11 protein-coding genes are annotated in these 13,515 nt (G+C 70.7%); 10 read left to right on the forward strand and 1 reads right to left on the reverse strand.

Annotation, left to right across the window (positions count from 1 at the left end; all coding sequences use genetic code 11):
- Positions 1-33: 33 nt before the first annotated feature.
- The 10 genes from MKK50_RS04360 to MKK50_RS04405 all read left to right on the forward strand — a co-directional run bounded on the left by MKK50_RS04360 (position 34) and on the right by MKK50_RS04405 (position 12,837).
- Positions 34-1,230 carry an acyl-CoA dehydrogenase family protein gene (locus tag MKK50_RS04360; protein ID WP_499020658.1) on the forward strand — a complete coding sequence of 399 codons (1,197 nt, stop codon included), beginning with the start codon at positions 34-36 and terminating at the stop codon, positions 1,228-1,230.
- 43 nt (positions 1,231-1,273) lie between these two features.
- Positions 1,274-2,206, forward strand: a complete 933-nt coding sequence (locus MKK50_RS04365) for an amino acid--[acyl-carrier-protein] ligase (protein ID WP_499020660.1) — start codon at positions 1,274-1,276, stop codon at positions 2,204-2,206.
- Between the two features lie 23 nt (positions 2,207-2,229).
- Positions 2,230-3,195 carry an alpha/beta hydrolase gene (locus MKK50_RS04370; RefSeq protein WP_499020663.1) on the forward strand — a complete coding sequence of 322 codons (966 nt, stop codon included), beginning with the start codon at positions 2,230-2,232 and terminating at the stop codon, positions 3,193-3,195.
- The gene (locus MKK50_RS04375; RefSeq protein ID WP_253368816.1) at positions 3,182-3,439 is read left to right on the forward strand and encodes an acyl carrier protein; all 258 of its coding nucleotides are present in this window, start codon (positions 3,182-3,184) and stop codon (positions 3,437-3,439) included. Before MKK50_RS04370 ends, MKK50_RS04375 begins: the two co-directional genes overlap by 14 nt.
- Positions 3,440-3,444: 5 nt before the next feature.
- The gene (locus MKK50_RS04380) at positions 3,445-4,806 is read left to right on the forward strand and encodes a class I adenylate-forming enzyme family protein (RefSeq protein WP_499020665.1); all 1,362 of its coding nucleotides are present in this window, start codon (positions 3,445-3,447) and stop codon (positions 4,804-4,806) included.
- Positions 4,803-5,561, forward strand: coding sequence for an SDR family NAD(P)-dependent oxidoreductase (locus MKK50_RS04385; RefSeq protein ID WP_499020667.1), 759 nt, complete (start codon positions 4,803-4,805; stop codon positions 5,559-5,561). The genes MKK50_RS04380 and MKK50_RS04385 overlap by 4 nt, the downstream gene beginning before the upstream one ends.
- Positions 5,562-5,838: 277 nt before the next feature.
- Positions 5,839-6,783 (forward strand): GNAT family N-acetyltransferase, encoded by a 945-nt coding sequence (locus tag MKK50_RS04390; protein ID WP_499020668.1) that lies wholly within the window; start codon positions 5,839-5,841, stop codon positions 6,781-6,783.
- A 318-nt stretch (positions 6,784-7,101) separates the two neighbouring features.
- Positions 7,102-8,472 (forward strand): O-antigen ligase family protein, encoded by a 1,371-nt coding sequence (locus MKK50_RS04395; RefSeq protein ID WP_253368822.1) that lies wholly within the window; start codon positions 7,102-7,104, stop codon positions 8,470-8,472.
- Between the two features lie 178 nt (positions 8,473-8,650).
- Positions 8,651-10,774: a GumC family protein gene (locus tag MKK50_RS04400; RefSeq protein WP_499020671.1), complete on the forward strand. Its 2,124-nt coding sequence runs from the start codon at positions 8,651-8,653 to the stop codon at positions 10,772-10,774.
- On the forward strand, positions 10,771-12,837 hold the full coding sequence (locus tag MKK50_RS04405) for a right-handed parallel beta-helix repeat-containing protein (protein ID WP_499020672.1): 2,067 nt from the start codon (positions 10,771-10,773) through the stop codon (positions 12,835-12,837). The genes MKK50_RS04400 and MKK50_RS04405 overlap by 4 nt, the downstream gene beginning before the upstream one ends.
- A gap of 21 nt (positions 12,838-12,858) precedes the next feature.
- Here MKK50_RS04405 and MKK50_RS04410 read toward each other — a convergent pair whose 3' ends face one another.
- A complete protein-coding gene (locus MKK50_RS04410) occupies positions 12,859-13,311 on the reverse strand; it encodes a hypothetical protein (protein ID WP_499020673.1) in 453 nt (150 codons plus the stop codon).
- Positions 13,312-13,515 lie beyond the last annotated feature (204 nt).

A 13,515-nucleotide genomic window follows, 5' to 3' on the forward strand; every position in this document is an offset into this window, starting at 1 on the left:
GCCCGGCCGGCTTCAGTCCAACGGAGCCCAGCCATGACGATGTTGCCCACGCCGGACGGTCGGGTCGGCGATGCCGCCGACCTTCTGACCCGCGCCGCCGCCGCCGCCGCGATCGCCGCCGCCCATGCAGACGCCGTGGACCGCGACGGGCGCTTCCCCGTGGAAGCCGTCGCCGCCTTCCGCTCGCAGCGCCTGCTCGGCGCGGCCGTGCCGATCGAACTCGGCGGTGAGGGCGCCTCGGTCCGGATGCTGGCCGAGATCGCCTACGTGCTGGGCCGCGCCTGCGCCTCCTCGGCGATGATCTTCGCCATGCACCAGACCAAGATGGCCTGCCTGATCCGGCACGGCCGCGGCGAGCCCTGGCAGGACGGCCTCCTGCGCCGCATCGCCGACGAACAGCTCCTGATGGCCTCCTCGACGACCGAGGGCCAAGGCGGCGGCAACGTCCGTTCCTCCGCCGCCGCCATCGAGGCCGACGGCGAGGCGATCACCCTGGAGCGGGCCGCGACCGTGATCTCCTACGGCGCACAGGCCGACGGCGTCGTCACCGTCGCCCGCCGCTCGGCCGAGGCCGGAGCGTCCGACCAAGTGCTCTGCGTTTTCCTGAAGGAGGACTACACTCTGGAGCGCCTGAGCGGCTGGGAAACGCTCGGCATGCGCGGCACCTGCAGCAGCGGCTTCCGCCTCGTCGCCCGCGGCCGCCCCGAGCAGGTGCTCGCCGCCCGCTACGGCGACATCCACAACCAGACCATGACGCCGGTCTCGCACATCCTGTGGTCGAGCGCCTGGGCCGGCATCGCGGCCTCCGCCGTCGATCGCGCCCAGGCCTTCACCCGCACGGCGATGCGGGGTGCGGACGGCGTCGCCCCGCCCGGCGCGCTGCACTATGCGCGCGCCGTCTCCAGCCTGAAGCAGGCCCGCGCCCTCATCACGCAGGCGCTCGACACCTTCGAGGGCTCGCAAGGCGACCCGGCGGCGCTGGCCGGCCTCGACGTGCAGACCGCGCTGACGATGCTCAAGGTCGAGGTCTCGGAACTCGCCGTCGCCACCGTGTCGAGCGCGCTGCGCGCCAACGGGCTGGCCGGCTACCGCCAGGACGGTGCGTTCAGCATCGGCCGGGCGCTGCGCGACATCCTCTCGGCGCCGATCATGATCCACAACGACCGGATCATGGCCAACCTCGCCACCGCGACGCTGATGTCGCCCGTCGCCGCCTCGCTGAGCGCCTGAAGGCGCTGACCCGCTCCCGTCTCGCCCGAAGGACTTGCTCGCCATGAACATGCCCGTGATGAACGCGCCGGCCTCGCCGCCCGCGACCGACCCGCTCGACGCCCTGTTCGACGCGATGTTCAAGCCGATGAATGCGCAGGGCGTCTACGCCCGCACCGGCGCCTACGAGTCGGTGGTGGAGGCGCTGGCCGCCTTCATCTCGGCGCGGCGCGAGGACGGCACCGAGGTGTTCCGCTTCCCGCCGGTGATGAGCCGGGCGCATCTGGAGCGGCACGGCTACCTCAAGAGCTTCCCGAACCTTCTCGGCTGCGTCTCCTGCCTGGAAGGCAGCGAGGCGGAGATCCGCGCCTCCGCCGACAAGCACCTCGAGGGCGGCGACTGGACCACGGGCCTCGAAACCGCCGACCTCGTTCTGACCCCGGCCGCCTGCTACCCGGTCTACCCGATCGCCGCCGCCCGCGGCGCGGTGCCCGCCACCGGCTACCGCTTCGACGTCGCCTGCGACTGCTTCCGCCGCGAACCCTCGCGCCATCTCGACCGGCTGCAATCCTTCCGGATGCGCGAATACGTCCGTATCGGCACGCCGGAGCAGATCGTCGCCTTCCGCGAGAGCTGGATCGCGACCGCCACCGCCATGGCCGACGAACTCGGGCTTCCCTACACGGTGGAGACCGCGAGTGACCCGTTCTTCGGCCGGCTCGGCCAGATCATGGCCTTCAGCCAGCTCGAACAGGCCTTGAAGTTCGAGCTGCTGATCCCGCTGCGGGGCGCGGCCGCCGGCACCGCCTGCATGAGCTTCAACTATCACCGCGAGCATTTCGGCACGACCTGGGGCCTGAACCTGGAGGACGGCGAGCCCGCCCATACCGGCTGCGTCGCCTTCGGTATGGATCGCCTCGCAGTGGCCCTGTTCGCCACCCACGGCGAGAGCATCGACGCGTGGCCGGCCGCGGTCCGCACGGTGCTGAAGCTCTGACGCGAAACGCCCGGAGCCGTCCGATGCCCCTCGATCCGCATGTCAGCCGCTTCCTCGACATGATGGCGCTCGGGAGCTCGGACGGCATCACCCTCGACGCCCGCCGGGAGGGGATGCGCGGGCTTAGCCGCCTTGCCGGGCTGAGCGCCGAGGGCGTCGCGACCCGCGACCTCGTCCTGCCGGGCCCGGCCGGGCCGCTCTCCGCGCGGCTCTATGCGCCGGAGGGCAGCACGGGCGGCCCCGGCCTCGTCTACCTGCACGGCGGAGGCCTCGTGACCGGCGGCCTCGACACCCATGACGGGATCTGCCGGGTGCTCGCCGAGTCCGGCAGCCTCCGCGTCGTCTCGGTCGATTACCGGCTCGCGCCCGAACACCCGTTCCCGGCCGCCCTCGACGACGCGCTGGCGGCGCTGGATGCGGTCGCCGCGCAGGCGGACGCGCTCGGGATCGATCCGGCCCGGCTCGGCATCGGTGGCGATTCCGCCGGCGCCGGCCTCGCGGCACGGGTCTGCCAGGAGCGGCGCGGCGCGATCCGGGCGCAGCTCCTGATCTGCCCCGTGCTCGACGTGCACGGCAACCACGCCTCGCGCCGCGATTTCGCCCGCGGCTACTTCCTCGACGAGGCGACGATCCGGCGCGACCTTGCGGCCTGCGGGCCCGAAGCCGCCGCGCCGTCGCCCCGTCTCTCGCCCCTGCGCGAGGCGGACCTGACCGGCCTGCCGCCGGCCCGCATCCACACCGCGGAATACGATCCCGTCCGCGACGAGGGGGCGGCCTATGCCGAGCGTCTGGAACGGGCGGGCATCGCGACCGCCCACACCGTTCACGCTGGCATGATCCACTTCTTCTACGGCCTCGGGCGGCTGGTGCCGCGCGGCCGGCCGATCCTGTCCGAGATCGCCCGCGACTTCGGCGAATGCCTCCGCGGCGCCTCCTACCCCACCCCTTGCCAAACCACTTTCGAGGAGAGCCCCCATGTCCCTGCGTGAGACCGTCTTTTTCGAGATCGCCGCGATCGCTGCCGAGCAGGAGAAGCGGATGCCGCCGATCACCGACGACCTGGTGATGCTCGACACCGAGTTCGACTCGCTCTGCTTCGCGCTCCTCGTCGCACGGATGGAGGATCTCACCGGTGCCGACCCGTTCGGCGAGATGGACGCCTCCGACCTGCCGGTGACGGTCGGCGACCTCGTCGCCCTCTACGACCGCGCCGCGGCCCGGCAGGCGGCCTGAGCCCGATGATCCTGCGCGAGCGCCTTCTGGCGGCGGGCGGTCTTGAGGGCCTGTTCCTGTCCGACCACCGCAGCAAACAAGATCTCGCCGGGATCGTTTCCGGTGAGCCTGACGCCGCCGCGACCGCGGCGCTCGCTGGCCGCCGGGTGCTGCTCGCCGTCGGCGGGCAGATGGCGGCGGCCCGCGCCATGATCGCGCTCGACGGTCTCGCGGCCCGGCTCGCCCTCGTCCCCCCGAAGCTGGCGCCGGAGCACATCGTCCGGATCGCGTCGGATTCCGAGGCGGAGATCTGCGTCACCGACGCCGAGGGGCTCCCGCCCGATGCGCTGCCGGGCTTGGCGCGCATCGACGTGGACGACGCTTGCCGCACCGCAGCGGAGACGCCGCGGGAGACGGAATGGGCACTGGCCACCTCCGGCACCACCGGCGCACCGAAGCTCGTCGCCCACACCCTCGAAGGCTTGGCCGGCGGCATCAACACCGCCGCGACGCCGGAGCCAGGCACGGTGTGGAGCACCTTCTACGACATCCGCCGCTACGGCGGTCTGCAGGTCTTCCTGCGGGCGATGCTCGGGCCGTCCTCGCTGGTGCTCTCCGACGCGGGCGAGCCGGTGCGCGACTATCTCGTCCGCGTCGGCACGGCGGGCGCCACCCACATCCTCGGCACGCCCTCGCACTGGCGCCTCGCCCTGATGAGCGCGGCGCTCGACCGGCTCAGCCCCCGCTACGTGCGGCTCTCGGGCGAAATCGCTGACCAGAACATCCTCGATGCGCTTGGCGACGCTTTCCCCGAGGCGCGCATCGCCCATGCCTACGCCTCGACCGAGGGCGGGGTCGGCTTCACCGTCGAGGACGGGCGGGAGGGTTTTCCGTCCGCGCTGATCGGCACCCGCGCCGGGATCGAGATCACCGTGCGCGAGGACAGCCTGTTCGTGCGCTCCGGCCGCACCGGGCGTCGCTATCTGGGTGCCACGCCCGAGGCGCTGATCGCCGAGGACGGCTTCATCGATACCGGCGACCTCGTGGAGCGAAGGGGCGAGCGCTACCACTTCCTCGGCCGGCGCAGCGGCGTGATCAATGTCGGCGGCGCCAAGGTGCAGCCTGAGGAAGTCGAGACCGTCATCAACATCTTCCCCGGCGTCTCGATGTCCCGAGTGCGCGCCCGGCCCAACCCGATCCTCGGCGCGGTGGTCGAGGCGGAGGTGGTCCTGCGCGCCGACGCGGGCGCGGATCAGGCGGCGCTGAAGAAGGCGATCATTGCCCATTGCCGCCCGCGCTTGGCCGGCCACAAGGTGCCGGCGAGCGTGAAGTTCGTGGACACGCTGCCGATCACGTCCGGCGGCAAGCTGGTGCGGAGGGGCGCGTGAGCGACGTTTCCAGGGACGGCCTCAAGACCGGGCGCCTCGTCGTCGTCACCGGGGCGAGCCGCGGGCTCGGCCTCGCCATGGCCGAAACACTCGCCGCCGAGGGTTTTCGCGTGGTCGCCCTGGCACGACGCCCGAGCGAGGCGCTGGAGGCAGCGCAACGGGCGGCCGGTCCCGGCCGGATCGAATTCATGGCGGCCGACCTCGGCGAGATCGACGCGCTCCAGCCGCTCGCCCAGCGCATCCGGGCCGAGCACGGGCCGGTCTACGGCCTCGTCAACAACGCCGCCCTCGGCACGCCCGGCCTGCTGACGACGATGCCGGCCGCCAAAATCGCCGAACTCGTCCACCTCAACACCCTCGCGCCGATGGTGCTGACCAAGTACTTCGCTCGCGGGATGATGACGGCGGGCGCGGGGCGGATCGTCAATGTCAGCTCGATCATAGCCTTCACTGGCTACAACGCGCTCTCGGTCTACGCGGCCACCAAGGCCTCGATGATCGGCTTCACCAAGTCGCTCGCCCGCGAGCTCGGGCGGCTGGGCGTGACGGTGAACGCGGTGGCGCCCGGCTTCATCGAGACGGCGATGACGGGCGAGATGGACGAGGCCGAGCGCGGGCGGGTGGCCAACCGCAGCGCCCTCAAGCGTTTGGCCGAGCCGCAGGATGTGGCCGACGCCGTCGCCTACCTGATGTCGGACCGCGCCCGCAACGTCACCGGCACCGTTCTGACCGTCGACGCCGGCAGCACCGCCTGACGCCGGCCGGCGGCTCTGAGCCAGGACTTGCTTCGACAGCGAATTGCGGAAAATCAATAGAGTCCGGCTTGTCCGGACAGAAAAAATAACGCCTATACTAATCCAAACAACAAGACCGGCAATCCCGAAACGGCATCGGCCGGCTGGCATTGATTTCGCTCTGTTTCGCGCACGTCTCCGAGCGGGACGACAATGCGCCTGGCTCACGGTTCGTTCGCGCGGAACCGTGGGACGAAAACAGGTGCCGGACAGCGCGACGAGCCGGAGGGGGACGCCGATGACTGGGCTGAACGAGACCGTGGAAGACGTCCCACCCGCGGGGGAGGGCGTTCGCAGCGCGCGGGCCAAGGTCCGCTGCCGCACCATCGAGGAGGACGACCTCGCATCCGTGGTGCGGCTGCTGCGGGTCGGCTTCCCCGACCGTTCAGAAACCTATTGGCGCACCGGGCTTGACCGGCACCGCACCCAGCCGCTGCCCGACGACGTGCCGCGCTACGGCTATGTGCTGGAACGGGACGGGGCGATCGTCGGCGTCCTGCTCGCCCTGTACCGGACGGTGACGGACGAGGCCGGCACGCATCTGCGCTGCAACCTGTCGAGCTGGTACGTGCTGCCGGAGTTCCGCGCGCTCGGCACGCTGCTCGACGGCTTCGCCATGCGCGACCGGCGGGTGACCTACACCAACGTCTCGCCCGCCCCGCAGACCTGGCAGATGCACAAGGCGCGCGGCTTCAAGCCGGTCTGCTCGGGCCAGATGCTCGTCATGCCGCTGCTCGCCGGCTTCGGCCGGGGGCGCCGCGTCCGCGCGGCCACGCCCGACACCCTCCGCCTGCTGCCGGAGCCGGAGGCCCGGCTGGTGGCCGACCACATCGCCTATGGCTGCATCGGCCTGGTCTGTTCGGATGGCGAGAAGGCGTGGGCCGTCCTGTTCCAGCGGCGCGCCATCAAGCTGCGGCCGGGGGAGACGCGCTGGCCACGCCTGCCTTGCCTCCAGCTCGTCTATCGCTCGACCGCGCTCGACCTGTCCGCCTTCCTCGGCGCGATCGGCCGGCATCTCATCCTGCACCACGCCATGCCGTGGTTCGTGCTCGATGCCGTGGGCAAGCTGCCCGGCCTCGTCGGACACTTCTTCGAGGGCCGCGCCCCGAAATATGCCCGCGGCCCGAACCCGCCGGCCACCGGCGACCTCACCTATACCGAGGTCGTCCTGTTCGGCGCCTGAGGGCGCTCTTCGCCGAAGCGGAGGCTATTTGGGCCGGAGAACCTGTCGAACACGGATCCTTGCGGCTTCCGGTCAATATCATCGCGAGCCTCAACGATGCGATGCGCTGAGCGTAAACCGGCACTCCGATCGGGCCGCTGCGAAATCGATTCCGCAGCATTCCGAATGGTCACGGCGTCGCGCATGCGCCTCACAGCCCGAAAGACGCCATAAACCAAGACTCCACAGAGTGTTGGCCCGCACGGGATCGGCGGGGCACGAAATCGGCTTTCTCGACACCCGGACCAGGCTGAGACGACGTTCCATGGAACTGCCGGAATGCTGAACTTCCTCTTGGTCGTCGCGGTGGCAGTCTGGTTCGTGCTGCTCTATCCGCTGGCGCGCCATAGACTGGAGACCCGGATGGGGCCGCTGAACGGTCCGGTCGCGGTCCCGTTCGCCCTGATGACGCTCTTCGCGCTGCTGCCGCTGGTCTTCAACGTCCCGCGGGAGGACGGCAACGCGGTGCTGGAGCAGGGGCTGACGGCCTCCAACCTCGCGCTCATCGTCATGACCGGGCTGACCGGGCTCTATCTAATGGCCCGGATCGCGGTGGACCGGCGCATCCTGCTGGTGGCGTTCTCGATGCCGTACCTGCCATTCACGCTGATGATCCTCGTGAACGGCCTCAGCACCGCATGGTCGATCGTGCCGAGCTACACCGTATACCGAACGGTGGAACTGGCGATCTTCACCCTCGCCTCGATTATGATCTTCGACCGAAGCGACATCGAGCGGCGGCTCGCCAACCTCTTCGCGCTGTTCACCGTCGCGTGGCTGGTCGCCACGGCACCGATCATCCTCGACAACTTCGCGCATGGGATCGTGTTCTCGTCGGCCAAGCACAATCTGATGCCCTATCTCTGCGCCGCATACGCCTTCCTCGTCATCTTCGACGACCGCATCCCCCACCGGCGCGCCCACCTCCTGTTCGCCTTCGTCGGCTTCGTCATCGCCGGCTCGGCCGCGAGCACCGCCTCGCTCGTCGCGGCGGCACCCGGCATGATGGTGGCGTCGCGCCACCGCCGGCTGCGCCTCCTCGGCTACGCGGGTTTCACCGTCTACCTGGTCCTGTTCCTCGTGCTGATGGGGGGCCTATCCGCCTTTCCGGCCCTGCTCGATGTGATTTCGACCGTACTCCAGAAGCCACCGGAGGAGCTGGCCGACGCCACCGGGCGCGGCACCTTCTGGCCGGTCTTCATCGAGGCGACCAAGGACCGCTTCGTCGGCGCCGGCTACGCGGCGGGAGACCGCTTCATCCAGCTCCTGATCCCGACCACGGCTTTGGCCGAGACGCTGGCGCGGGACGCCGTGTTCATCTCGTCCTCGCACAACATGCTGCTGAGCGCCTGGGCCGGCACCGGCCTGATCGGGCTCGGCCTCTGCGCGATGGTGCTGGGGACCGCCCTGCGCTGGGGGATGAAGCTCGATCGTCCCGGACGCCGCCTCGTCGCCACCTGCGTGTTCTTCCTGATCCTCAACGGCATGACGACGCCGGGCATCTTTCAGGACTGGAACATCAACGTCCTCACCTTCGTGGGGCTGTTGGCCTATGCCCGCATCGGTGCCCTCCGCCGGGAGCCGGCGGGCGCAGCCACGCCCGTTCCGTCCGCCACCGCCTTTGGTCTTCCGCCTGCGGCGCCCGCGTGATGGGCATCCTGGCGCAGATCTTGAAGCCTGAGACCCGAACCGCCTCCGGACTCCGGCCGCTGTCCCAACACGGGAAGGATCGTCCCCGGACGACCCACTCGGGGACGGGAACGGCGGACCGGATCGGTCGCTGCGGGTCGGCCGCACCTGCAGGCGCGTATTGTTCGAGAGTTTTGCAATGACGATGATCGAGCGGATGCCTTCGCGATTCTTCGTCGGCGCCGAGCCGGGCAAGCCGGACGTGACGCCTGAACCCTGGTTCCTCGACCCGCGGGAGATCGGGCAGGCCCTGCGTGCACGCTGGGCGCTCGTGCTGGCCCCGGCCGTGCTGCTCCTGGTGGCCGCGGTGGCGTGGCTCGCTCTGGCGCCGCCGCTCTATGCCGCCGTGACGCAGATCCTGATCGACCCACGCGGCATCCAGGTGGTCAAGGACGGCGTGACGCCCTCGGATCAGGCGAGCGATGCGAGCCTGCTCCTCGTGGACAGCCAGCTCCGCGTCCTCATCTCGGACGACGTGCTGCGGCAGGTCGTGAATCGGTTCAAGCTCGATCGGGACGCGGAATTCGTCCGCCCCGCCTCGCCGTTGGAGGCGCTCAAGAGCCGCATCTCCTCCCTGTTCGTGAGCACCGGCGGCTCTGCCGACGACACGCTCACCGCCCTGCGGACCCTGCGCGACCGCACGACCGCGCGCCGCCTGGAGCGCAGCTTCGTGGTCGAGCTCGCCGTCACCAGCCAGGAGCGCCAAAAATCCGCCGAGCTCGCCCAGGCCATCGCCGAGACCTACCTGACCACCGTCTCGCATGCGCAAGCTCAGGTCACCCGCAAGGCCGGCGAGGCGGTGTCGAGCCGCCTCGGCGAGTTGCAGGACGACCTCCGCGAGGCCGAGGACAAGGCGCAGAAGTTCCGCGCCGCCAACAACCTCGTCGGCACCCGCGGCCAGCTCGTCAGCGAGCAGGCGCTGACCCAGCTCAACCAGCAGCTCGGCGCGGCGCGCGCCCGGGCCGGCGAGCTGCGCGGGCGGCTCGCCCAGATCGAAGCGGTCGCCAACGGGCGAGCCGACCTCAACTCCGTGACCGAGATCGTCCAGTCCACGACCGTCGCACAATTGCGCGCCCAGCTCGCCCAGATCGAGGCGGCCCGGGCCGACACCCTATCCAACCTCGGCCCCCGCCACCCCACCCTGCGCACCGGCGAGTTGCAGGTGCAGACCCTGCGCAACGACATCAACGCCGAGATCCGGCGCATCGCCGCGGCCACCCGCAACGACTACCGCTCGGCGCAGGCCAACGAGGCCTCGCTCGCCGCCACCCTGGAGAGCCGCAAGAAGGAGGCTCTGTCCGTCGACAAGAGCTTCGTGCGCCTGCGCGAACTGGAGCGGCAGGTCGAGGCGAGCCGCGCGGTCTACGAAGCCTTCCTCGTCCGCGCCCGCGAGCTTCAGGAACAGCAGCGCCTCGACACCTCGACCTCGCGCGTCATCTCGCCCGCCTCGCTGCCGGAGCGCCGGCTCGGCCCCCCGATTCCTGTGATCTTCGCCGCGGCTCTAGCGGCCGGCCTCGGCCTCGGCGCCGCGCTCGCGCTCCTCGCCGTGCCGGCCGCAGGGCGGATCGGCTCGCGCCGCCGGCTTCAGCAGCTCGCCGGGCTCCCCGTGGTCGCCGCCCTGCCGGCCAAGGTGCCGAGCAGGACGCGGAGCAAGGCGGGCAGCGAATCCCTGCGCGCCGACACCGCCTACGACGTGGCCGTGGCCCGTCTCGGCAGCCGTCTGCAGCGCGACTTCGGCGCCACGCGGCCGACAATCGTCCTCGTCACCTCGGCGGACGACCGGAGCGGCAAGTCGGAGCTGGCCCGCAGCCTCGCCGCCTCGGCCGCCCTCGACGGCCAGCGGGTGCTGCTCGTCGATGCCGACCCGGAGGCGATGATCTCGGGCGATCTCCGGAGCAAGGCCAAGCGCGGCACCGCCGACGTGCTGAGGACGCATTCGGGCCTCGGCGACGCGCTGGTCGAGGGGCCGACCGGGGTCAAGATCCTGCCCTTCGACGACGCGGCCCTGCGCCTCGGCACCGCGGCCTATACCGGCGCGATCCTGACGGCGGCGGCCGCCTTCGACACGGTCTTCGTCGATATCGGGCTGATCGGCACCGACATCGCCGCCGAGCGCCTCGCCCAGGACCAGCGTTTCCCGGCCCTGCTGCTGACGGCGAGCGCCCGCCGCAGCGGCACCGCCCGGCTGCGGCGGGCGCTCGACGCCCTCGGCCGCGACGCGCGGGTGCAACTCGTCATGACCGACGCGGAAGCCGAGGCGTGAGGCTCGGCCTGCCGCGGAGCGCAGCCGGGTTCCTCGCCGCCGTCTTGCTCGCCATCTTCCTTGGGCCGCCGCTCTTCGGCCTCGCGGCAGAGGTTCGGGGCGGCGAGGCGAAAGCGCCGCTGGTCCTGCAGGTTGCGCCCACCGGCGACGTCAATGCCCGTCGCAACGACCGCTTCGCGGATCTGCCGACGGCGCTCGCCCGCGTCGCGGCGCTGCGCCGCCAGGGGGAGGGGCGAGCGATCGTGGTCGCGCTGGAACCCGGAACGCACCGGATCTCGGCGCCCGTCCGGATCGGCCCCGACCATGCCGGCACGGCCGGGGCGCCCCTGATCCTGCGCGGGGCGGCCGACGGATCGAGCCGGCTCGTCGGCAGCATGCCCCTGGCGCCCGCATCGCTGCCGCCGCGCCTGCGCGCGCGGCTGCCGGCGGCGGCCCGCGACGCGGTGCGCGCCTACCGTCTGCCCGAGGCTTTGCGCCGGGAGCCCGCCTACCGCGCGCCGCGGCGCTTACGCGAGACGCATCCGCGCGTCACCGAGATCTTCGATGCGGGCGGCGCCCTGCGCCCGGCGCAGTGGCCGAATCCCGGGCCGAGCCCTGGGCCCGGGTCCGGCTGGACGACGGTCGCCGCGGCCGAAGCAGGGGGCCTCGACTTCACCCTCAAGGACGCGCCGGGTCTGCCCGACCTGTCCCTGGAACGCGACCTGTGGGCGGAGGGCTTCTGGCGCTGGGACTGGCTCTTGGAAACCCTCCACGTCGCGGCGGTCGATCAGCGCCGCCGCCGGCTCGAACTGGATGCGCCGCCCTACGAGGGCATCCGCGAGGGCGCCCGGATGCGGCTGGTCCACGCCCTCGGTGCCCTCGATGAGCCCGGTGAATGGTGGCGCGACGGCGAGAGCGGGCTGCTGCTGGCATGGCCAGCTCCCGGCGCGGCCGACCTCGAAGTCGGCCTCGCCGAGACGCTGATCCGGGCCGAGGGCGCGCGGCACCTGCGCATCGAGCAGCTTCGGCTGGAGCGCGCGCGCGGCGATCTGATCGTCGTGCAGGGCGGCGAGGATATCGAGATCCGCGCGAGCGAACTGGCCTGGGCAGCGGGCCGTGCGGTGTTGTTCGAGGGGGTGACCGGGGGCGGCGTCTCCGGCAGCACGGTGCGTGATATCGGCGCGAGCGCGGTCCGCCTCGTCGGCGGCGACCGCGCCACGCTCCGGCGCGGTGGCCTGTTCGTGCGCGACACCCGCTTCACCCGCTTCTCGCGGCTGAGCCAGACCCAGAGTTCCGCGATCGAACTCGACGGCGTCGGCGCGGAAGCGAGCGGGAACCTCATCACCGACGCGATCGGCTACGCGATCTACCTGCGCGGCAACGATCACGTGTTTCGCGGCAACGAGGTCGCCCGCCTCATCCACGGTTTGAGCGATACAGGCGCGATCTATGCCGGACGCGACTTCACCGCCCGCGGCTCGATCATCGAGGACAACTACGTCCACGACATCCGCACCGTGCCGGGAATGGAGGTGAAGGGCGTCTATCTCGACGACATGGCGAGCGGCTTCACCATCCGCCGCAACCTGTTCGTCGATGTGGATCAGCCGGTCTTCATCGGCGGCGGCAGCGACAACACGATCACCCGCAACGTCTTCGTCGCTTCGAGCCCGATGGTCGCCCTCGACGCACGCGGGCTAACTTGGATGAAGCCGTCCCTGAACGAGGCGGATTCGGAATTCCGGGCCGCCTTCGCCGCGATGCCGCTCGACGCCCCGACCTGGCGGATGCGCTACCCGAAGCTCGCGGAGGCGCTGACCGACGAGCTCGGCGTGGCGCGCAACAACCAGATCGTCGACAACGTGACCATCGGCGGCGACGAACTTGCCCTCACGGAAAAGGCGGAGGCGGGCCGGCAGATCATCCTGTTCAACACCCGCCTCGACGGCCCGGCCCCGAAGCCGGGCGACCTCGGCGCCCTGGTCCGTTTCACCGCCGAGCGCGGCATCACGCTCCGCCTCGACCCGTCGGCGATGCGGCGGGACGGGCTGCCGGCCTCGCCATTCACCGACGCGCGGCGCTGACCCCCTGCGGCCCCGGAGGCTTCACGCAGCCTTGGACGGCACCTCGGTGAGGGCCAAGAACTCGCTGACGATGGCCTCGTGCACCTGCTTCAGCCAATCCTCGGCGATCCGCGCGCGCTCCTCCGCGGCCTCGGCCCGCTCTTCCGCCGCGCGGATGCGCTGCTCGGCCTGCGCCTGCACATGGGCGGCCTTGGTCTCCGCGGCCCGGACCCGCTCGCTGGCGAGCTTGACGTCGTCACGAACCCGCTCCAGCAGTTCGTGCACGCGCTGCTCCTGCTCCTGGGCCTGCGCCTCGACTTCGCGCGTCCGCTGAGCAGCGGCCCGCACGCGATCGATCAGGTTCGCCCAATCCTGAGAGGAGGAGGGCGAAGCAACCGCCACGGAGGCGTTCGCATCGGCATCCGATTGGACGAGACGCAGAATGCTCGTCAGGCTATCTGTCTGCTTCGGAGCGTCGTGAGAAGCGACGGTCATATCTTGAGGCTCGACGTGATCAAGATCAAGTGGACGCTCCCAGCGCATTTTCTTGATTATGTCCATTTTGAAACGCTTCCAGCGAGACATGGATGCCAAGCGGACACAAGCGGGCGAGGAATGATCCGCAACATCACAATCGTGCAAAATAAACAGCCGAAGCAAGTCAAATTTTTAAGGATGATATTGCCAAGTTTCCCTTCC

This window comes from Methylobacterium sp. J-043 (assembly GCF_022829505.1).
Lineage (GTDB): Bacteria > Pseudomonadota > Alphaproteobacteria > Rhizobiales > Beijerinckiaceae > Methylobacterium > Methylobacterium extorquens_A.